Below are 20,052 nucleotides of genomic sequence, written 5' to 3' on the forward strand. Positions count from 1 at the left end.
GTACTGCGGGGGCCTCAGGCGGCTGCCTGGAAACCCGGCTGGCTGGCGAAGCGACCCAGGTGATGGTCCACATCGCCAAACGTGGTGTTGATCAGCGTCAGGCGCTTGAACATGTGCGCGGCCGGCAGTTCGTCCGTCACGCCCATGCCACCGTGGATCTGCACCGCTTCCTGGCCAACCGTGCGAGCGGCCTGCCCCACGCGCGCCTTGGCGGCGGACACGTAGCGGCGGCGCGCCTCGGGATTCGACTCCTCGAAGCGGGCCGCAGCCAGCAGCGTGATCGAACGGGCCTGCTCGGCATGGATGAACATCTCGACCATGCGGTGCTGGAGCGCCTGGAAGCGGGCGATCGGCATGCCGAACTGCTGGCGCGTCTTGGCGTACTCGAGCGTGGCGGCGTTCAGCGTGTCGATCACGCCCACGGCTTCGGCGCAGAGCAGCACCGCGCCGTAGTCGGCGGTAGATTCGAGCACGTCCCAGCCCTGCCCTTCGGCACCCAGCAGCGTGGCCGGGGCGTCCTGGAAGGTCACGTCGGCAGCGCGCAGGTTGTCGATGGTGCGGTAGTCGGTCACGGTCACGCCGGCGCCCTTCGTATCGACCAGGAACAGCGAGATGCCGTTCGTGTCGGCATCGGCGCCGCTGGTGCGGGCGGACACCACGAGCTTGTCGGCCTGCGCACCGTGGATCACCACCACCTTGCGGCCGTTGAGCTTGCCGCCCTTGGCCGTCACGCGCACATCATTCAGCGTGTAGCGCGACTGCGGCTCGTTGAACGCCGTGGCCAGCTTGACCTCGCCACCGGCTACCTGCTCAAGCAGGGCGTCCTGGCCGCCAGCCAGCTTCAGCGCATGCGCAGCCACCACGGTGGCGAAGTACGGCTCCACCACCAGGCCGCGGCCCAGTTCCTGCTGCACCACCATCATGTCGACGGCCGTGCCCGAGAAGCCGCCCTGCGCTTCCGGCACCGGCAGCGCGGTCAGGCCCAGTTCGACCAGCGCGCCCCAGGTGCCCTCGCCGTAACCAGCCTCGGCCTTGATGTTTTTCTTGCGCGACTCGAAGTCGTAGCTCTTGTCGATGAAGCGGCGGACGGCGTCGGCCAGTTGCTTCTGTTCGTCGCTGAGATTGAAGTTCATGTTGCGTGTCTCCTCACAGCCCCAGAATCATCTGGCTGATGATGTTCTTCTGAATTTCGTTGGACCCGCCGTAGATGGAGGTCTTGCGATAGTTGAAGTAGTACGCGGCCAGCGGCGCGGCGTCGTCGAAACCGGTCACCGCGTGCGGCTGCTCGCACTCGAGGTAGGCCGTATCGAACGGCTGTGCGTACGGGCCGACGGCTTCCACCATCAGTTCGGTCAGCATCTGCTGGATCTCGGTGCCCTTGATCTTGAGCATCGATGCCTCAGGGCCGGGACCCTTCCCTGCCGCCTCGCTGGACACCACGCGCAGCACGGTCAACTCCAGCGCCATCAGTTCGATTTCGAGCGCAGCTACCTTGGCGCCGAACACCGGATCTTCCAGCAGCGGCTTGCCATTCTTTTGCTGCTGGCGCGCCACCCGCTTCAGGAAGCCCAGTTCGCGCTTGGAGTTGCCCACGCGGGCAATGCCGGTGCGCTCATGGCCAAGCAGGTACTTGGCGTAGGTCCAGCCGCGGTTTTCCTCGCCCACGCGGTTCTCGACAGGTACCTTTACGTTGTCGAAGAAGACCTCGTTCACCTCATGCTCTTCGTCGAGCATGATGATCGGGCGCACGGTGATGCCGGGCGTCTTCATGTCGATCAGCAGGAAGGAGATGCCCTCCTGCTTCTTGGCTTCGGGATCCGTGCGGACCAGGCAGAAGATCATGTCGGCGTGCTGGCCGAGCGTGGTCCAGGTCTTCTGGCCGTTGACGATGTAGTGCTTGCCGTCCGAGGTCAGTTCGGCGCGCGTCTTCAGCGATGCGAGGTCCGAACCTGAACCTGGCTCGGAGTAGCCTTGGCACCACCAGTCGGTGCAATCGAGAATACGCGGCAGGTAGTAGGACTTCTGCTCGGCATTGCCGTACTTGATGATCACGGGCGCGACCATCGCCACGCCGAACGGCAGCACGCCGGGCGCGCCGACGCGGGCATTTTCCTCGTCCCAGATATGGCGCTGCGTAGCATTCCAGCCCGTGCCGCCGAACTCTACCGGCCAGTGCGGGGCCGACCAGCCCTTGCCGGCCAGCAGCTTGTGCCACGTCTTGAAATCATCGCGATTGGGGCGGCGATGATTGAGAACCTTCTCGCTGATTTGCGCCGGCAGGTTGGCTTCGAGCCAGCTACGCACTTCCTGTCGGAAGTCGTTGTCGGCCGCCGAGTAGTTGAGATCCATGCCCGTCTCCAGTGGTGCCGGCTCCCTAGTTGAGCGCGCGGCGAGTTGTTATCCCTGCGCATCACTGCGCGGGAAAACCGGGCACAGGATGCTTGTTCAGTGGGCCGTCTGCTTCAATGCGTCCGGCACGATGAGCGGAAAGGTCTCGATGCCCTCCTCGGCCAGCGCCTGCACATCCTCCGCCGAAGCCGAACCGCGAATGCCGCGTTCCGGTGCTTCGTCGTAGTGCATGCGCCGCGCCTCCTCGGCAAAGCGGTCGCCCACGTCCTCGGTCTGTGCCAGCACCTGCCGTACCGCCGACAGGTAGCGCGCCTGCACTGCCTGCAACGCTTGCTGGACTTCGGCATTCACCGCGCCCGGCGCATTGGCCGGCTTGGGTGTCTCCTGCCTGGCGGTGGCGCCCGAGAGATTCAGGCGCGGCGCGCTCGGCAAACGACTGACCGCGTGGTCGCCACAGACCGGGCATTGGACGAGGTCGCGCGAGAACTGCGATTGCGCATCTTCCTCCGAGGCGAACCAGCCCTCGAAACGATGGTCTTGCGCACAGCGCAGGTCGAGCACCTTCATGATCTTTCCAGCCCGTCGGGCAAATATTAGCCGTGAATCGAAATTTTGTGAACGGTCGTGCTAATTTTTTCTCTGACCGTTTCGCCTAGCAGGATGCGTTGGAAACACAAACGGCCAAGGCGGGCCCGCCAGACCAGGAAAACCAAGGGAAAACCCCGGGATGTCCGGCTCGCAGCCGCCGCAAGCTTAACAGTAATGTGCAGATTCAGCCGACGCGGCTCACGGGGAACGGCGGCTCGGATTGTTCGCCCGGCTGCCAAGCTCCTGAGAGGATCTTTTCGAGCCAGAACGCGCCGATGATGGTCTTGACGTCGGTGATCCGGCCCTGCCGGACCCAGTCGATGACCTGGCCCGCCGGCGTGATGAAGGTCTCGAGAAATTCGCCGTCATCGAGCTTGGATTCGCCGGCCGTCAGGTCGCGCGCCAGGAACAGGTCGATGAATTCGGTAGAGTAGGAAATGACCGGGTGAATCCGCGTCAGATAGTCCCAGCGCTGGGCGGTATAGCCGGTCTCCTCCAGCAACTCGCGCTGGCCGCAGCGCAGCGCGCCCTCGTCCGGGTCCAGCTTGCCGGCCGGAAACTCGAGCATGACCTCGCCCACCGGGTAGCGGAACTGGCGTTCCATCAGCACGGTGCCGTCGTCGAACAGCGGGATCATCATGACCGCGCCCGGATGCAGCACGTACTCGCGGCCGGCTTGCTTGCCGTCCGGCAGCCTGACGATGTCTTGCTTGAGGGTGAGGAATTTACCGCGATGGAGGGTGGCGGACGCCACGCAGGTTTCGCTGAGATGCTCGTCGGCACCGCTTGCGGGCGCCGGGGGGGCCTTGTGGGTCTTGTCCGTCATGAACGCTCCGGTGAGGAAAGCACGGCCGGGGCGCGGGCAAGCCTTCAGGCCGTGCGATGTTTGACCAGGTATTGCCAAGTGAAGCCGGGGAAGGCGAACACCAGCATCATGCAAGCCGTAATGGCGTAGAACTGCCAGCCGTGCGGGAAGGCGTTGCCGAGGCCAGCCTCCACCGCGAAACCGGCGGCACCTGCCACCGCGTACCACACGATCAGTTCCGCCACCCGCACCCACAGCGGCTTGCGGGCATCCTTCCAGCGGAGGCCCACCGCCGCGAACAGGCGCTGGTTGACGAACGGCAGGTTGGCACACACCAGTGCCAACAAGATGACAAACCAGCCGCCCGCCGAGGAACTCATGATCCGGTGCCTATTCTATGGGTGACGATCAGGACGCCAGCGTGGCGCGGATCGCCTGGTAGCACAGGTTCATCAGCGCCGCCGGGAACAGGCCCAGCAGGATGATGGCCAGGCCATTCAGGCTCAGCACCGAGCGCAGGCCAATCGACGCTTCCAGCGGCTCTTCACCCACCGGCGCATCGAAGTACATCAGCTTGATCACGCGCAGGTAGTAGAACGCACCGATCAGCGAGAACAGCACCGCGACGATCGCCAGCCAGCTCATGCCAGCCGAAACCACCGCTTCCAGCACGGCCAGCTTGGCGTAGAAGCCAACGGTCGGCGGGATGCCGCTCATCGAGAACATCATCACCAGCATCAGCAGCGCGAACCACGGGTGGCGGCGCGACATGCCCTTCAGGTCATCAAGCGTCTCGGCTTCGAAGCCCTTGCGGGTGCGGATCAGGATCAGGCCGAACGTGCCGAGCGTGGTCAGCATGTACGTCACCGAGTAGAACATCGATGCGCTATACGCATCGGCGGCACCATCCGTCTTGTTCGCCACCACGCCGGACAGCAGGCCCAGCAGGATGAAGCCCATGTGCGAGATGGTCGAGTACGCCAGCATCCGCTTCAGGTTGGTCTGGACAATGGCGGTCAGGTTACCGATCGCCAGCGACAGCACCGACAGCACGACCAGCATCATCTGCCAGTCATTGGCCAGCGGCAGCAGGCCTTCCACCAGCACGCGCATGAACAGCGCGAAGGCGGCGACCTTCGGGCCGGCCGCGATCAGCAGCGTCACGGCAGTCGGCGAACCCTGGTAGATGTCCGGAATCCACATATGGAACGGCGCGGCGCCGAGCTTGAACGACAGGCCGGCGACGATGAACACCACGCCGAAGGCCAGCATCGTCGTATTGATACGGCCCGATTCCACGGCACGGAACACTTCGCCCAGATTCAGCGAACCGGTGGCGCCGTACATCATCGACACGCCGTAGAGCAGGAAGCCCGAAGCCAGCGCGCCCAGCACGAAGTACTTCATTGCCGATTCCGACGTCACGCGCGACTCGCGGCGCAGGGCCACCAGCGCGTAGGACGAGAGCGACAGCAGTTCCAGGCCCAGGTACAGGGTCAGGAAGTTGTTGCCGGTGATCATGACGATCTGCCCGCCCAGCGTGAACAGCGCGAGCATGTAGAACTCGCCCGCGAACATGTCACGCTCGCCGAGGTAGCTGCGCGTATAGACCAGCGTCAGGAACATGCCGGCCGAGCAGAACGCCGACAGCACATTGGCCATCGGGTCGATCACGACGAGGTTGGCGAAGGCGTAGTGCGTTTCGCCGGCGGCGGCGTCCATGCCGAACCAGACGGTAAGCACCAGAGTGGTCAGCAGCGACAGCGGGTACGCCACGCTCTTGCTGCCCTTGCCACGGGCAAGGTCGATCCAGTTGATCGCCGCGACGGCAATCGCCAGGAAGATGATTGGCGCCACCGGAGCCAGGCTAGAAGACGGTTGCATGTTGATTTCTCTCCCCCGCTGTTACAGCTTGGACTGCGCCACGTGGGACAGCAGGTTCGCGACCGACGCGTGCATCACATCGGTAAAGGGTTTCGGGTACAGGCCCATGTACAGCGTCATGATGGCCAGCAGGCCCAGCATGAAAAACTCGCGCTTGTTCAGGTCGATCAGCTCGCGCACGTGCTGGTGCACGATGTCGCCAAAGATCACGCGCTTGACCATCCACAGCGAGTACGCCGCGCCGAGGATCAGGGCCGTGGCAGCCAGCAGGCCGATCCAGAAGTTGTACTTCACGGCGCCCAGGATGACCATGAACTCGCCCACGAAGCCCGAGGTGGCCGGCAGGCCGCAGTTGGCCATGGCGAAGAACACCGACAGCGCTGCGAACTTCGGCATCGTGTTCACCACACCGCCGTAGTCGGCGATCTGGCGCGAGTGCACGCGATCATAGAGCACGCCGATGCACAGGAACATGGCGCCCGAGATAAAGCCGTGCGAGATCATCTGGATGATGCCGCCTTCCACGCCGATGTCGTTGAAGATGAAGAAGCCCAGCGTCACGAAACCCATGTGGGCGATCGACGAGTAGGCCACCAGCTTCTTCATGTCGGCCTGGACCAGCGCCACGAGGCCGATGTAGATCACCGCGATCAGCGAGATCGTGATGATGAACGGGGCGAGCGTGTGGCTGGCATCCGGGGCGATCGGCAGCGAGAACCGCAGGAAGCCGTAAGCACCCAGCTTCAGCATGATCGCGGCCAGCACCACGGAACCGCCGGTCGGCGCTTCCACGTGGGCGTCCGGCAGCCAGGTGTGGACCGGCCACATCGGCACCTTGACCGCGAAGGCCATGAAGAACGCCAGGAACAGCGCGATCTGCTCGTTCATCGACAGCTTGGCCTGGTGCCACGACAGGATGTCGAAGGTACCGGTCTTGCTGTAGAGATACAGCAGCGCAACCAGCGTCAGCAGCGAGCCGAGCAGCGTGTAGAGGAAGAACTTGAAGGCCGCGTAGACGCGGTTCGGGCCGCCCCAGACACCGATGATGATGTACATCGGGATCAGCGTGGCCTCGAAGAACACGTAGAACAGCATGCCGTCGAGCGCGCAGAACACGCCGACCATCAGCCCGGACAGGATCAGGAACGCGGCCATGTACTCGGCCACGCGCTCGGTAATCACTTCCCAGGCCGAGATCACGACGATCACGGTGATGAACGAGGTCAGCACGACGAACCACATCGAGATCCCGTCCACCCCGAGGTGGTAGTTGATCTTGAAGCGGTCGATCCAGTTCACGTTCTCGACGAACTGCATGGCCGCCGAGGCGGTCTCGAAGTGAAACACGAGCGGCAGCGTAACGACGAAGCTGGCCAGCGCGCCGAACAGCGACATCCAGCGCACGTAGCACTTGCTGCGATCAGAGCCCGAGGCGAGGACCAGCAAGCCGAAGAAGATAGGCAGCCAGATTGCGAAAGACAGAACCATTTCTTTGTTTTCCTTACTTGGTGCCTATCACTTGGTGCCTATCACGCCAGTGATCGTCAGCGTCAGGAGCACCAGCATGCCGAGGATCATCGCGAATGCGTAATGGTAGATGTAGCCGGACTGCAGGTAGCGGCTGGCGGCAGCGAAAGACGCCACCACACGGGCCGAACCGTTGACAAACAGGCCATCGATCAGGCCCTGGTCGCCGCCCTTCCACAGGCCGGTACCCAGCAGGCGCGCACCACGTGCGAACACCGCCTGGTTGAACGCGTCCATGTAGTACTTGTTGTCGAGCAGCTTGTAGAGGCCCGAGAAGCGTTGCTGGATCGCGGCCGGAATGTCCGGGCGCTTCATGTAGAAGAACCACGACAGCACCACGCCAGCGATGGCCAGCCACAGCACCGGGGTCGTCAGCGAGTGGATCGCCATCGGCACCCAGCCGTGGAACGCTTCGCGCAGCTCTTCCATCGCATGGTGGTTCTCGCCCACGAAGATCACGTCCTTGAACGCGACGCCGTGCTTGAAGAACTCGCCGAACAGCATCGGCTCGATGGCGATGGCGCCGATGATGACCGACGGAATGGCCAGCAGCACCAGCGGCAGCGTCACCACCCACGGCGACTCGTGCGGCTTCTCGCCCGGTGCCAGACCATGGTGATGGTCGTCACCGTGCGATTCTTCTTCTTCCTCGTGATGATCGTGGCGATCGTGCGCGTGGGCCTTGCCGAAGCGCTCTTCACCGTGGAACACCAGGAAGTACATGCGGAACGAGTAGAAGGCGGTCACGAACACACCGGCCAGCACCGCGAAGTACGCAAAGCCCGAACCGGCGATATGCGACTCGGCGACGGCCTCGATGATCGAGTCCTTCGAATAGAAGCCCGCGAAGAACGGCGTGCCGATCAGGGCCAGCGAGCCCACCAGCGACGTGATCCAGGTGATCGGCATGTACTTGCGCAGGCCGCCCATGTTGCGGATGTCCTGGTCGTGGTGCATGCCGATGATGACCGAGCCGGCGCCAAGGAACAGCAGTGCCTTGAAGAACGCGTGCGTCATCAGGTGGAACACCGCCACCGAGTAGGCCGAAGCGCCCAGTGCCACGGTCATGTAGCCCAGCTGCGACAGCGTGGAGTACGCCACCACGCGCTTGATGTCGTTCTGGATGATGCCCAGGAAGCCCATGAACAGCGCGGTGATCGCGCCGATCACCAGCACGAAGGACAACGCGGTATCCGACAGTTCGAACAGCGGCGACATGCGCGCCACCATGAAGATGCCGGCGGTCACCATCGTTGCCGCGTGGATCAGTGCCGAGATCGGGGTCGGGCCTTCCATCGAGTCAGGCAGCCACACGTGCAGCGGGAACTGCGCCGACTTGCCCATCGCGCCGATGAACAGGCAGATGCAGGCCACGGTCAGCATCATCCAGTCGGTGCCCGGGAAGGTCACGGCGGCCAGGGCCTCGCGCTTGGCGAACACGGCGCTGTAATCCATGCTGCCGCTGTAGGCCAGCAGCAGACCGATGCCGAGGATGAAACCGAAGTCGCCCACGCGGTTGACCAGGAACGCCTTCATATTGGCGAAGATGGCCGTCGGGCGCGTGTACCAGAAGCCGATCAGCAGGTACGAGACGAGGCCCACCGCTTCCCAGCCGAAGAACAGCTGCAGGAAGTTGTTGCTCATCACCAGCATCAGCATCGAGAAGGTGAACAGCGAGATGTAGGCGAAGAATCGGTTGTAGCCGTCGTCGCCCTGCATGTAGCCGACGGTGTAGATGTGCACCATCAGCGACACAAAGGTCACGACGACCATCATCATCGCGGTCAGCGAATCCACCAGGAAGCCGACTTCCATCTTCAGGCTGCCGATGGCCATCCACTCGTAGACAGTGCCGTTGTAGCCGGCGCCGTCCAACACGTCGCGCAGCACCAGCAGCGAGAGGATGAAGGCGATGGCCACACCGAGGATCGTGGCGGTGTGGGCCACGATGCGGCCGCCGCGCGTGTCCGAGGAGAACGTGCCGAAGAACTTGGTGCCGAACAGGCCGGCTATCGCGGCGCCGGCGAGCGGCGCCAGCGGAATCGCCAGCAGCAGGTTGGGGTTGAGCGTGGTTGCCATAGGACGCTTATTGGTGTGCGGTCGGGGAGCAGTCTTGGGTCATGGAGGTCATGGATCAGCCCTTGAGCGTATCCATGTCATCCACGTTGATCGTGTCCAGGTTACGGAACAGCACGACCAGGATTGCCAGACCGATTGCCGACTCGGCAGCGGCCACCGTAAGGATGAAGAAAACGAAAACCTGTCCGGCCAGGTCGCCCATATAGTGCGAGAAGGCGACGAAGTTCATATTGACCGCAAGCAGCATCAACTCGAGCGCCATCAGCAGCACGATTACGTTCTTGCGGTTCAGGAAGATGCCAACGATGCTGATTGCGAACAGGATCGCACCGAGCACGAGGAAGTGGGCGAGAGAGAGCACAGCGTTATTCTCCGGGCTTAGTTCTTATTGGCGGCTGCGTTCGCATCCGCTCCGGCCCGGCCCTCGGCCGGCATGTTCACCAGGCGCACGCGGTCGTCGCGGCGGGTACGCAGCTGGTTCGACACATCCTGTGCCTTGACGTCCTTGCGGCGGCGCAGCGTCAGCGCCACGGCGGCGACGATGGCCACGAGCAGGATGATGCCGGCCACTTCGAACGCGAAGATGTAGTCGGTGTAGATCAGCTTGCCGAGCGCGCCGGTGTTCGAGTAGTTCGGGTCCTGCGAGCCGGGCGGCAGCGCGGCGGCCGTGGTGCCGATGAAGTTGCGCACCAGCACGATCGCCATTTCGGCGATGATCAGCGCGCCCACCACCGAGGCCAGCGGCACGTAGGTCCAGAAGTCGCGGCGCAGGTGCTCGATATCGATATCGATCATCATCACCACGAACAGGAACAGCACCATCACGGCGCCCACGTAGACGAGCACGAGCAGGATGGCGAGGAACTCCGCCTTCAGGATCATCCAGATCGCCGCGGCGGTGAAGAACGCCAGGACGAGGAACAGTGCGGAATGCACCGGGTTCTTTGCCGTGATGACTTTCAGTGCAGAGAGCACCAGCACCAGCGCAAAGACGTAGAAGATGGCGGTCGTGAGTTCCATGGTCCCTATCGGATCCTCTTTGGGCCGCGCGGCACGAACCACCCCCGGGGTGGCCCGCGCCGTGCGCGGCATCCTTCTGGTGGCCCCTGTTCAGGGCCGATTCAAATTCAAATTCACTTCAGGTCCGGGTGCCGCTTCCGGCGCCCGCCCTGTTCAGCGAGGCTGACCTGCTTAGCGGTACTTGGCGTCCGCAGCCTTGCTCGCGGCAATCTGCGGCTCGTAGCGGTCGCCCACGGCCAGCAGCATGTCCTTCGTGAAGTACAGGTCGCCGCGCTTCTCGCCGTGATACTCGAGAATGTGCGTCTCGACGATCGCGTCGACCGGGCAGGCTTCCTCGCAGAAGCCGCAGAAAATGCACTTGGTCAGGTCGATGTCGTAACGCGTGGTGCGGCGCGTGCCGTCCGTACGCTGGTCCGACTCGATCGAGATGGCCACGGCCGGGCACACCGCTTCGCACAGCTTGCAGGCGATGCAACGCTCTTCCCCGTTCGGGTAGCGACGCAGCGCGTGCAGACCGCGGAAACGCGGCGACATCGGCGTTTTCTCTTCCGGGAACTGGACGGTGATCTTGCGCGCGAAGAGATAGCGGCCGGTCAGCGCCATGCCCTTGAAGAGTTCCTTCAGGAGCAGGCTGTTGAAGAAGTCCTTGATGGCGAGCAGCATGACGATTGCTTCCTAATTATTTCCGCGCGGCGCGCCCTGCCACTTGCAGCAGCGCGCCGTCGCCGGGCACATCAGTGCCAGATGTTCCACGGCGACTTGATCCAGATCGCCACGATGATCAGCCAGCCTACGGTCAGCGGAATGAAGATCTTCCAACCCAGGCGCATGATCTGGTCATAGCGGTAGCGCGGGAACGATGCACGGATCCAGATGAATACCGACAGCAGCAGGAAAACCTTGATCAGCAGCCAGAAGAAGCCCGGAATCCAGTTGGTCAGCGCGCTCGAGAACGGGGGCGCCCAGCCGCCAAGGAACATCAGCGCGGTCATCGTCGAGATGACGATCATGTTGATGTATTCGGCCAGGAAGAACAGCGCGAAGCCCATGCCCGAGTATTCGATCATGTGGCCGGCGACGATTTCCGATTCGCCTTCCACCACGTCGAACGGGTGACGGTTTGTTTCCGCCACGCCCGAGATGAAGTAGACGCCGAACATCGGCAGCAGCGGCAACCAGTTCCACGAGAGCACGTTGATGCCCATGTTGGCGAAGTAGCCGGTGTTCTGGCTGTTCACGATGGCCGACAGGTTCAGGCTGCCCGACACCATCAGCACCGTCACGAGCGCGAAGCCCATGGCGATTTCATACGACACCATCTGCGCAGCGGCGCGCATCCCGCCGATGAACGCATACTTCGAGTTCGAGGCCCAACCGGCCAGGATCACGCCATAGACGCCCACCGAGCTGATCGCCATCACATAGAGCAGGCCGGCGTTCACGTCGGCCATCACCACCTCGGCCTGGAACGGGATCACCGCCCAGATCGCAACGGCCGGCATCAGCACCATCAGCGGGGCCACCAGGTACATGCCCCGGCTGACCTGCGACGGCATCATGACTTCCTTGAGCAGCAGCTTCAGCACGTCGGCAATGGGCTGCAGCAGGCCGAGCGGGCCCACGCGGTTCGGACCGATCCGCACGTGCATCCAGCCAATCAGCTTGCGCTCCCAGAGAATCAGGTAGGCCACGCACAGCAGCAGCGGGACCACGATGACCACCGCGCGGATGAGAATCCACAGCGGCGTCCACGCGCCACCGAACACGGCCTGGCCTTGCGAGGTAATCCAATCGATCATGTTGCGTTCTCGCTCTTCTTATGCGGTGGCCGCCGGCGTTGCCGTGGCCTGCTGGCCCGGCAGCTCGATGGCTTTCTCGACGGTGACGTTACCGTACAGCGCTCCCAGCGTCGCGGCGGCCACGGTAGCGGCCGGCACGCGCACGGTGTTGGCCGGCAGCGTGATTTCCAGTGCGGCCGGCAGCACCACGCTACCCTCGCCCTGCGTCACGCGCACCGGGTCGCCCACCTGCACGCCCAGCTTGTCGAACAGGTCCGACGACAGCGCCACCTGCATTGCACGGCGCGCAGCCGCGGTCAGCTGCAGCGAGTCGGCACGGCGCACGATCGGGTCGGCGTGGTAGATCGGTACATCGGCAATGCGCTCGATACCGTTGGCGGCAGCTGCCGTCACGCGGATCGGGGCATCGGTGGTGTTATTCAGTTGCGGCGCCACCGGCTTGGCCAGCACTTCCTCGCGCACGGCTTCCGCCGTGTCGAAGTCGAAGCCCGGCACGTCCAGCAGGTTGCCCAGCACGCGCAGCACCTTCCAGCCCGGACGCGATTCGCCCAGTGCGCGCACCACGCCGTTGAAGCTCTGCGGCGTGCCTTCGGCATTGACGAAGGTACCGGCGGTTTCCGTGAACGGCGTCACCGGCAGGATCACGTCGGCGTACTGCATGGCCGCTTCCGAGCGGAACGGCGACAGCACCACGACCGTACCGGCCTGGTTTAGCGCAGCCAGCGCCTTGCGGGCGTCGGCGGTGTCGAACTCGGGCTCGGCGTTCAGTACGATATAGGCCTTGCGCGGCGTGTCGAGCATCGCCTGTGCATTGGCACCGCCTTGCTGCGGCAGCGCGCCGGCGATGTAGCCGCCGACGGTGTTGGCCGCTTCGGTCAGGAAGCCCAGCGTCGCGCCCGTTTCCGTGGCGATCCACTGTGCCAGCGCGTGCAGCGCCGAGAATTGCGGGTGGCGCACGGCCTCGTTGCCGAGGAACACCGCGCGGCGTTCGCCGGACAGCAGCGCTTCGGCCAGCTTGGCCGCGGCGTCGCCGCCATCGAAACCATCGGTACCGGCGGGAGCCGCCACGCCCTTGGCAGACGCCACGGCACGGGCCACACCGGCCAGGGCGGCGGTCCAGGCGGACGGGGCCACGTCGATGCGCGTTGCCGGCATCAGCAGGTCTTCACCGCCAGCGCCCAGCACCGTCAAGCGAGCGCCCTTCTTGCCAGCCTGACGCAGACGCGAGGCCAGCAGCGGGTGATCCTTGCGCAACGACGAACCAATCACGAGCACGCGTTGCAGCGTGGTCACGTCGGCCACCGGCATGCCGAGCCACGGCGTGCCCTTCAGGGCTGCCGAGAAATCGGTCTGGCGCAGGCGGAAGTCGATGTTGTCGCTGCCGAGGCCGCGCACCAGCTTGCCGAGCAGGTACAGCTCTTCGAGCGTGCTGTGCGGGCTGGCCAGCGCGGCGATCTGGTCGGCGCCATGGTCGCGCTTGATGCTCGCGAGGCCGTTGGCCACGTATTCCAGCGCGGTCTGCCAGTCGGTTTCCATCCATTCGCCACCCTGCTTCAGCAGCGGACGCACCAGGCGGTCCGGGCTGTTCAGGCCTTCATAGGCGAAGCGGTCCTTGTCCGACAGCCAGCACTCGTTGATCTCTTCGTTTTCCAGCGGCAGCACGCGCATGACGCGCTGGTTCTTGGTCTGGATCACGAGGTTCGCGCCCAGGCCATCGTGCGGCGACACCGACTTGCGGCGCGCCAGTTCCCACGTACGGGCCGAGTAGCGGAACGGCTTGCTCGTCAGCGCGCCAACCGGGCACAGGTCGATCATGTTGCCGGACAGTTCCGAATCCACGGTCTGGCCGACGAAGGTCGTGATTTCCGAGTGCTCGCCACGGTTCAGCATGCCCAGTTCCATCACGCCGGCCACTTCCTGGCCGAAGCGCACGCAACGGGTGCAGTGGATGCAGCGGGTCATCTCCTCCATGGAGATCAGCGGGCCCACATTCTTGTGGAACACCACGCGCTTCTCTTCCTTGTAGCGCGACTCCGACGCACCGTAGCCCACCGCCAGATCCTGGAGCTGGCATTCGCCGCCCTGATCGCAGATCGGGCAGTCGAGCGGGTGGTTGATCAGCAGGAATTCCATCACGGACTTCTGGGCCTTGACGGCCTTTTCAGAGTTCGTGAAGACCTTCATGCCGGGCGTCACCGGCGTGGCGCAGGCGGGCAGCGCCTTGGGCGCCTTCTCCACTTCCACCAGGCACATGCGGCAGTTCGCCGCGATGGAGAGTTTGCGGTGGTAGCAGAAATGCGGGATGTAAGTGCCCAGCTTGCGGGCGGCTTCCATCACGAGGCTGCCTTCCGCAACCTCTACCTTCTTGCCGTCGATCTCGAGTTCAACCATGTTCTGCCACGCTTAAGAATGGGCCGGGACCATGCACTGCTTGTGTTCGACGTGATACTCGAACTCTTTCCAGTAGTGCTTGAGCATGCCGCGTACCGGCATCGCCGCTGCATCGCCGAGCGCGCAGATCGTGCGCCCCATGATGTTTTCCGCGACGTTGTTGAGCAGGTCCAGGTCTTCCTGGCGCCCTTCTCCGTGTTCAATGCGATTGACCATGCGATAGAGCCAGCCGGTGCCTTCGCGGCACGGCGTGCACTGGCCGCACGATTCTTCAAAGTAGAAATACGACAGGCGCAGCAGCGAGCGCACCATGCAGCGCGTTTCGTCCATGACGATCACGGCGCCCGAGCCCAGCATCGAGCCGGCCTTGGCGATCGAGTCGTAGTCCATGTCCGACGCCATCATCAGGTCGCCCGGCACCACCGGAGCGGACGAGCCGCCCGGAATCACTGCCTTGATGCGCTTGCCACCGCGCATGCCGCCAGCCAGCTCGAGCAGCGTCGAGAACGGCGTGCCCAGCGGGATCTCGTAGTTGCCCGGACGCTCGATGTCACCCGAGATCGAGAAGATCTTGGTGCCGCCGTTGTTCGGCTTGCCCAGCTTGAGATAGTTTTCCGGGCCCACTTCCAGCAGGAAGGGCACCGCGGCAAACGTCTCGGTGTTGTTGATCGTGGTCGGCTTGCCGTACAGGCCGAAGCTCGCCGGGAAAGGCGGCTTGAAGCGCGGCTGGCCCTTCTTGCCTTCGAGCGACTCCAGCAGCGCCGTTTCCTCGCCGCAGATGTAGGCGCCGTAGCCATGGTGCGCATGGAGCTGGAAGTCGAAGTCCGAGCCCATGATCTTGTCGCCGAGGAACCCGGCCGCACGCGCTTCCTCGAGGGCTTCCTCGAAGATCTTGTACTCGTTCCAGATCTCGCCGTGGATGTAGTTGTAACCCACGGTGATGCCCATCGCATACGCGCCGATGGCCATGCCCTCGATCAGCGAATGCGGGTTGTAGCGGATGATGTCGCGGTCCTTGAACGTGCCCGGCTCACCCTCGTCCGTATTGCAGACCAGGTACTTCTGGCCCGGGAACGCACGCGGCATGAAGCTCCACTTCAGGCCCGTGGGGAAGCCAGCGCCGCCACGGCCGCGCAGGCCAGACGCCTTGACGTCCGAAATCACCTGCTCGGGCGGAATGTTCTCGGTCAGGATCCGGCGCAGCTGCTTGTAGCCGCCGCGCTTGACGTAGTCTTCGAGGTGCCAGTTCTTGCCGTCCAGGCCGGCCAGGATCAGCGGCTTGATGTGACGGTCGTGCAGAGAGGTCATGTTACTTGGCTCCCTTGGCAGCTTCGGTCTTCAGCTCGTCGACCAGCGCGTCGAGCTTGTCATTGCTCATGAAGCTGCACATACGGGTGTTGTTCACGATCATCACCGGTGCATCGCCGCAGGCGCCCATGCATTCACCCTCTTTCAGGGTGAAGCAGCCGTCGGCGGTGGTCTCGTTATAGTCGATGCCGAGCTTGCGCTTCAGGTAGTCGCCCGCGCGGTCGCCGCCGGACAGTGCGCACGGCAGGTTGGTGCAGACGGTGAGCTTGTACTTGCCCACCGGCTTGGTGTCATACATGTTGTAGAACGTGGCCACCTCTTCCACCCACACGGGCGGCATGTCGAGGTAGCTGGCGACGAACTGCATGACTTCGGGGGAAACCCAGCCCACCTCGCCCTGTGCCACGGCGAGTGCCGCCATCACGGCCGACTGTTTCTGGTCGGTCGGATACTTCGCGATCGCGCGATCGATTTCCTTGAGAGCTTCTGCTGATAGCATGGTCATTGCAGTAATACGGCGGACGCCGGCTCGCGGCCTCCGCTGGTTTGCAGCCGTCGCTGCCATGTTCCGCCGGCCAGGTCGCTCTGCGCCTCGCCGGTCCGTCGCAGGCATCGCCTGCCGCCCCCGTCACTCGCGGGGCCGGCCGCATGAACCCGAATCGTCGTCCGGGTGACGGCCTTTACGCCTGGGTGGAGACTCCCCGTCTCCGGATTCTCGATCGACTTAGCGGTCGATCTCGCCGAACACGATGTCCTGCGTCCCGATGATCGTCACGGCATCGGCGATCATGTGTCCCCTGGCCATTTCGTCCAGCGCGGCCAGGTGGGCAAAGCCAGGTGCACGGATCTTCAGACGGTACGGCTTGTTCGCGCCGTCCGAGATCGCATAGATACCGAACTCGCCCTTCGGGTGCTCCACCGCCGCGTAAGCCTCGCCAGCCGGCACGTGAATGCCTTCGGTGAACAGCTTGAAGTGGTGGATCAGCTCTTCCATGTTGGACTTCATGTCCACGCGCGAGGGCGGTGCCACCTTGTGGTTCTCGGTGATCACCGGGCCCGGGTTGCGGCGCAGCCAGTCCACGCACTGCTTGATGATCCGGTTCGACTGGCGCATCTCTTCCACGCGCACCAGGTAGCGCGCGTAGCAGTCGCCGCCGGTGCCAATGGGGATGTCGAAGTCGAGCTGGTCGTACACCTCGTAGGGCTGCTTCTTGCGCAGATCCCACTCGATGCCCGAGCCGCGCAGCATCGGGCCGGTAAAGCCCATCTGCAGTGCCCGCTCCGGGCTGACCACGCCGATGTCCACCAGACGCTGCTTCCAGATACGGTTATCGGTCAGAAGCGTCTCATATTCATCCACGTACGTCGGAAAACGATTCGTGAAGTCCTCGATGAAGTCCAGCAGCGAGCCCGAACGGGCTTCGTTCATCACCTTGATGGCACGCTCGTTGTGGATCTTCGACGCCCGGTATTGCGGCATCGTGTCAGGCAGGTCGCGGTAGACGCCGCCCGGACGGTAGTAGGCCGCGTGCATCCGCGCGCCCGACACCGCCTCGTACATGTCGAACATGTCCTCGCGCTCACGGAACGCGTAGAGGAACACCGCCATCGCGCCCACGTCGAGCGCGTGCGAGCCGATCCACATCAGGTGGTTCAGCAGGCGGGTGATTTCGTCGAACATCACGCGGATGTACTGCGCACGCACCGGCACCTCGAGGCCCAGCAGGCGCTCGATGGCCATCACGTAGGCGTGTTCGTTGACCATCATCGACACGTAGTCGAGACGGTCCATGTACGGCACGCTCTGGATCCAGGTCTTCTGTTCGGCCAGCTTCTCGGTGGCACGGTGCAGCAGGCCGATGTGGGGGTCGGCACGCTGGATGACTTCGCCGTCCAGCTCGAGCACCAGGCGCAGCACGCCGTGCGCTGCCGGGTGTTGCGGGCCGAAGTTCAGGGTGTAGTTCTTGATATCTGCCATGACGTCGATCTCAGTGCTGCACGCCGCCGTAGTTTTCCTCGCGAATCACGCGAGGCGTGACTTCGCGCGGCTCGATCGTCACCGGCTGGTAGATCACCCGCTTCTGTTCCGGGTCGTAGCGCATTTCTACGAAACCAGAAACCGGGAAATCCTTGCGGAACGGGTGGCCGACGAAACCATAGTCGGTCAGGATGCGGCGCAGGTCCGGATGGCCTTCGAACACGATGCCGTAGAAATCGAAGGCTTCGCGCTCGAACCAGTTGGCCGAGTTCCACACGTCGATCAGCGACGGCACCACGGGCAGGTCGTCATCCGGCGCGAACACGCGCAGGCGCAGGCGCCAGTTGTGCGTGATCGAGATCAGGTGCGACACGGCCGCGAAGCGCAGGCCGTCCCAGGCGCCATCGGCGTAATCGGAATAGTCGACGCCGCAGATATCCAGCAGCTGCTCGAAGCGCAGCGACGGTTCGTCGCGCAGCAGGCGGGCCACGTCGAGGTAGTCGTCGGCCTTGACGATCAGCGTCAGTTCGCCAACCGCTTCGACCAGGCTCTGCACGCGCTTGCCGAGAACCTTTTCGAGCGCGGCCTTGAGGGTGTCCAGGTTATTCGCCATGTCAGCCCTTGCGCGCAATGGTGTTGGTACGCTTGATCTTGTTCTGGAGCTGGATCACGCCGTAGATCAGCGCTTCCGCCGTCGGCGGGCAGCCCGGAACATAGATGTCGACCGGCACGATGCGGTCGCAGCCACGCACCACCGAATACGAGTAGTGGTAGTAGCCGCCGCCATTGGCGCACGAGCCCATCGAGATCACCCAACGCGGCTCGGCCATCTGGTCGTAGACCTTGCGGAGCGCGGGGGCCATCTTGTTGCACAGCGTGCCGGCCACGATCATCACGTCCGACTGACGCGGCGACGGGCGGAAAATCACGCCGAACCGGTCCATGTCGTAGCGCGCGGCGCCGGCATGCATCATTTCCACGGCACAGCAGGCCAGGCCGAACGTCATCGGCCAGAGCGAGCCCGTGCGGGTCCAGTTGATCAGCTTGTCAGCGGTAGTCGTGACAAAACCTTCGTTGAGAACGCCTTCGATTGCCATTTCACATCACTCCCAATCGAGCGCGCCCTTTTTCCAGATGTAGACGAAGCCCACGATGAATTCCAGCAGAAACACGCCCATGGCGATGAATCCCGGCCAACCGATTTCCTTGAGGGCGACACCCCACGGAAACAGGAAGGCAGTTTCGAGATCGAACAGGATAAAGAGGATGGCGATGAGGTAGTAGCGCACGTCGAACTTCATGCGCGCGTCCTCGAACGCTTCGAAGCCGCACTCGTAGGGCGACAGCTTCGCGGTATCAGGATTGTTGGGACCGAGTATCCGACCAATGGACATCAGTGCCACACCGAGCACGACGCCAAAGAGGATGAAGATGAGGACGGGGAAGTAGGCTTCGAGAGTCAAGATACGGCCAGCCTTATCTGGAATGTTGTCAACAGCACCAGCTGAAGCGGCGTCCTGTTGCCCACCCCAAGCGCCATCCCGTCTTAGCTACGGCGCCGCCTTGCGGACTGCCGGCGCCGCAATCCAAAGCATGGCCCGAGGGCCGGCTCCGGACGGACGCCGATCAAGTTGTTTGGTGCCGACGGCGAGACTCGAACTCGCACAGCTTTCGCCACTACCCCCTCAAGATAGCGTGTCTACCAATTTCACCACGTCGGCTGGGGGAGAAACAATATTGCCTTGCGCCGGGTTTTTACACCCTCCGGAGCCTGCGTGGAAGAGGTTTTCTTCCGCTTTGGGCCCCGTCGCTGGGGAATCGTTTCAAGCCTTGCATTCTAACCCAAGATCCCTGAATTGTTCAACGCACAACTTTAAAAAAACTCAGGAATCAGCCAGAACACAGGCGGATTATTTCGGTACAGCAGGACCTGCCGGAGCCGAGGCCGCAGCGGCCGCGGGCGCCGATGCACCAGCCGGCGCGGAGGCCGGCGTGGGCTGTTGCGCGGCGCCCATCACGCCCAGCGAAGCGCTGGGCTTGTAGTTGCCCAGCAGCGTCAAGCCCAGCGTGCAGACAAAGAACAACGATGCGAGCACGGCCGTGGTACGCGACAGGAAGTTCGCGGAGCCCGAGGCGCCGAACAGGCTGCCCGACGCACCGGAGCCGAACGCCGCACCGACATCGGCGCCCTTGCCGTGCTGCAGCAGGACCAGTGCGATCACGCCCAGCGCGGACAGGACCTGCACGATTACCAACAAAGTCTTGAAGATTGCCATTTGGTTGAATTCGTTTCGAACTTGCCTGATCAGACGATCGGAACCGGC

20 protein-coding genes and 1 tRNA gene are annotated in these 20,052 nt (G+C 63.5%); all 21 read right to left on the reverse strand.

Features of this window, described 5'->3' with window-relative positions; translation table 11 throughout:
- Window positions 1-14 precede the first annotated feature (14 nt).
- Window positions 15-1,133 carry an acyl-CoA dehydrogenase family protein gene (locus tag AC1EJR_RS09070; RefSeq protein ID WP_441643845.1) on the reverse strand — a complete coding sequence of 373 codons (1,119 nt, stop codon included), beginning with the start codon at window positions 1,131-1,133 and terminating at the stop codon, window positions 15-17.
- Window positions 1,134-1,146: 13 nt separating this feature from the next.
- On the reverse strand, window positions 1,147-2,349 hold the full coding sequence (locus tag AC1EJR_RS09075) for an acyl-CoA dehydrogenase family protein (RefSeq protein ID WP_092292417.1): 1,203 nt from the start codon (window positions 2,347-2,349) through the stop codon (window positions 1,147-1,149).
- Window positions 2,350-2,445: 96 nt separating this feature from the next.
- Window positions 2,446-2,916: a DUF1178 family protein gene (locus tag AC1EJR_RS09080; protein WP_092292415.1), complete on the reverse strand. Its 471-nt coding sequence runs from the start codon at window positions 2,914-2,916 to the stop codon at window positions 2,446-2,448.
- Window positions 2,917-3,121: 205 nt separating this feature from the next.
- Window positions 3,122-3,763 (reverse strand): NUDIX domain-containing protein, encoded by a 642-nt coding sequence (locus AC1EJR_RS09085; protein ID WP_477112990.1) that lies wholly within the window; start codon window positions 3,761-3,763, stop codon window positions 3,122-3,124.
- Window positions 3,764-3,807: 44 nt separating this feature from the next.
- Window positions 3,808-4,122, reverse strand: a complete 315-nt coding sequence (locus AC1EJR_RS09090) for a DUF2818 family protein (RefSeq protein WP_477146986.1) — start codon at window positions 4,120-4,122, stop codon at window positions 3,808-3,810.
- A 28-nt stretch (window positions 4,123-4,150) separates the two neighbouring features.
- Complete coding sequence (nuoN, locus tag AC1EJR_RS09095) at window positions 4,151-5,626, reverse strand: NADH-quinone oxidoreductase subunit NuoN (protein WP_092292409.1); 1,476 nt, start codon at window positions 5,624-5,626, stop codon at window positions 4,151-4,153.
- A 21-nt stretch (window positions 5,627-5,647) separates the two neighbouring features.
- Window positions 5,648-7,114, reverse strand: a complete 1,467-nt coding sequence (locus AC1EJR_RS09100; RefSeq protein WP_441591982.1) for an NADH-quinone oxidoreductase subunit M — start codon at window positions 7,112-7,114, stop codon at window positions 5,648-5,650.
- Window positions 7,115-7,141: 27 nt separating this feature from the next.
- Window positions 7,142-9,232: an NADH-quinone oxidoreductase subunit L gene (gene nuoL / locus AC1EJR_RS09105; RefSeq protein WP_477112992.1), complete on the reverse strand. Its 2,091-nt coding sequence runs from the start codon at window positions 9,230-9,232 to the stop codon at window positions 7,142-7,144.
- Window positions 9,233-9,287: 55 nt separating this feature from the next.
- The gene (gene nuoK, locus AC1EJR_RS09110) at window positions 9,288-9,593 is read right to left on the reverse strand and encodes an NADH-quinone oxidoreductase subunit NuoK (protein ID WP_029050842.1); all 306 of its coding nucleotides are present in this window, start codon (window positions 9,591-9,593) and stop codon (window positions 9,288-9,290) included.
- A 17-nt stretch (window positions 9,594-9,610) separates the two neighbouring features.
- Complete coding sequence (locus AC1EJR_RS09115; RefSeq protein WP_092292403.1) at window positions 9,611-10,252, reverse strand: NADH-quinone oxidoreductase subunit J; 642 nt, start codon at window positions 10,250-10,252, stop codon at window positions 9,611-9,613.
- Window positions 10,253-10,423: 171 nt separating this feature from the next.
- A complete protein-coding gene (gene nuoI, locus AC1EJR_RS09120; RefSeq protein WP_177219886.1) occupies window positions 10,424-10,912 on the reverse strand; it encodes an NADH-quinone oxidoreductase subunit NuoI in 489 nt (162 codons plus the stop codon).
- Window positions 10,913-10,986: 74 nt separating this feature from the next.
- Window positions 10,987-12,051, reverse strand: coding sequence for an NADH-quinone oxidoreductase subunit NuoH (gene nuoH / locus AC1EJR_RS09125; protein WP_092292399.1), 1,065 nt, complete (start codon window positions 12,049-12,051; stop codon window positions 10,987-10,989).
- A gap of 18 nt (window positions 12,052-12,069) precedes the next feature.
- On the reverse strand, window positions 12,070-14,442 hold the full coding sequence (nuoG, locus tag AC1EJR_RS09130; protein ID WP_441591979.1) for an NADH-quinone oxidoreductase subunit NuoG: 2,373 nt from the start codon (window positions 14,440-14,442) through the stop codon (window positions 12,070-12,072).
- A 12-nt stretch (window positions 14,443-14,454) separates the two neighbouring features.
- On the reverse strand, window positions 14,455-15,750 hold the full coding sequence (nuoF, locus tag AC1EJR_RS09135) for an NADH-quinone oxidoreductase subunit NuoF (protein ID WP_477146987.1): 1,296 nt from the start codon (window positions 15,748-15,750) through the stop codon (window positions 14,455-14,457).
- Between the two features lies 1 nt (window position 15,751).
- Entirely contained in the window at window positions 15,752-16,249 is a 498-nt protein-coding gene (gene nuoE / locus AC1EJR_RS09140) for an NADH-quinone oxidoreductase subunit NuoE (RefSeq protein ID WP_092293283.1), read from the reverse strand.
- Window positions 16,250-16,474: 225 nt separating this feature from the next.
- Entirely contained in the window at window positions 16,475-17,728 is a 1,254-nt protein-coding gene (locus AC1EJR_RS09145) for an NADH-quinone oxidoreductase subunit D (RefSeq protein WP_092292393.1), read from the reverse strand.
- 10 nt (window positions 17,729-17,738) lie between these two features.
- Entirely contained in the window at window positions 17,739-18,341 is a 603-nt protein-coding gene (locus AC1EJR_RS09150) for an NADH-quinone oxidoreductase subunit C (protein WP_092292391.1), read from the reverse strand.
- Between the two features lies 1 nt (window position 18,342).
- Window positions 18,343-18,825, reverse strand: coding sequence for a NuoB/complex I 20 kDa subunit family protein (locus AC1EJR_RS09155; RefSeq protein ID WP_008643342.1), 483 nt, complete (start codon window positions 18,823-18,825; stop codon window positions 18,343-18,345).
- Between the two features lie 6 nt (window positions 18,826-18,831).
- Window positions 18,832-19,191: an NADH-quinone oxidoreductase subunit A gene (locus AC1EJR_RS09160; RefSeq protein ID WP_092292389.1), complete on the reverse strand. Its 360-nt coding sequence runs from the start codon at window positions 19,189-19,191 to the stop codon at window positions 18,832-18,834.
- A gap of 173 nt (window positions 19,192-19,364) precedes the next feature.
- Window positions 19,365-19,449 (reverse strand) — tRNA-Leu (locus tag AC1EJR_RS09165).
- Between the two features lie 189 nt (window positions 19,450-19,638).
- The gene (gene secG, locus AC1EJR_RS09170) at window positions 19,639-20,004 is read right to left on the reverse strand and encodes a preprotein translocase subunit SecG (protein ID WP_092292387.1); all 366 of its coding nucleotides are present in this window, start codon (window positions 20,002-20,004) and stop codon (window positions 19,639-19,641) included.
- Window positions 20,005-20,052 lie beyond the last annotated feature (48 nt).

This window comes from Cupriavidus sp. 05T42, from assembly GCF_056396345.1.

Coding starts and splice junctions, on each gene's coding strand:
- AC1EJR_RS09070 (WP_441643845.1), bottom strand. CDS start 1,133: ATGAACTTCAATCTCAGCGACGAACAGAAGCAACTGGCCGACGCCGTC.
- AC1EJR_RS09075 (WP_092292417.1), bottom strand. CDS start 2,349: ATGGATCTCAACTACTCGGCGGCCGACAACGACTTCCGACAGGAAGTG.
- AC1EJR_RS09080 (WP_092292415.1), bottom strand. CDS start 2,916: ATGAAGGTGCTCGACCTGCGCTGTGCGCAAGACCATCGTTTCGAGGGC.
- AC1EJR_RS09085 (WP_477112990.1), bottom strand. CDS start 3,763: ATGACGGACAAGACCCACAAGGCCCCCCCGGCGCCCGCAAGCGGTGCC.
- AC1EJR_RS09090 (WP_477146986.1), bottom strand. CDS start 4,122: ATGAGTTCCTCGGCGGGCGGCTGGTTTGTCATCTTGTTGGCACTGGTG.
- nuoN (WP_092292409.1), bottom strand. CDS start 5,626: ATGCAACCGTCTTCTAGCCTGGCTCCGGTGGCGCCAATCATCTTCCTG.
- AC1EJR_RS09100 (WP_441591982.1), bottom strand. CDS start 7,114: ATGGTTCTGTCTTTCGCAATCTGGCTGCCTATCTTCTTCGGCTTGCTG.
- nuoL (WP_477112992.1), bottom strand. CDS start 9,232: ATGGCAACCACGCTCAACCCCAACCTGCTGCTGGCGATTCCGCTGGCG.
- AC1EJR_RS09115 (WP_092292403.1), bottom strand. CDS start 10,252: ATGGAACTCACGACCGCCATCTTCTACGTCTTTGCGCTGGTGCTGGTG.
- nuoH (WP_092292399.1), bottom strand. CDS start 12,051: ATGATCGATTGGATTACCTCGCAAGGCCAGGCCGTGTTCGGTGGCGCG.
- nuoG (WP_441591979.1), bottom strand. CDS start 14,442: ATGGTTGAACTCGAGATCGACGGCAAGAAGGTAGAGGTTGCGGAAGGC.
- nuoF (WP_477146987.1), bottom strand. CDS start 15,750: ATGACCTCTCTGCACGACCGTCACATCAAGCCGCTGATCCTGGCCGGC.
- nuoE (WP_092293283.1), bottom strand. CDS start 16,249: ATGCTATCAGCAGAAGCTCTCAAGGAAATCGATCGCGCGATCGCGAAG.
- AC1EJR_RS09145 (WP_092292393.1), bottom strand. CDS start 17,728: ATGGCAGATATCAAGAACTACACCCTGAACTTCGGCCCGCAACACCCG.
- AC1EJR_RS09150 (WP_092292391.1), bottom strand. CDS start 18,341: ATGGCGAATAACCTGGACACCCTCAAGGCCGCGCTCGAAAAGGTTCTC.
- AC1EJR_RS09155 (WP_008643342.1), bottom strand. CDS start 18,825: ATGGCAATCGAAGGCGTTCTCAACGAAGGTTTTGTCACGACTACCGCT.
- secG (WP_092292387.1), bottom strand. CDS start 20,004: ATGGCAATCTTCAAGACTTTGTTGGTAATCGTGCAGGTCCTGTCCGCG.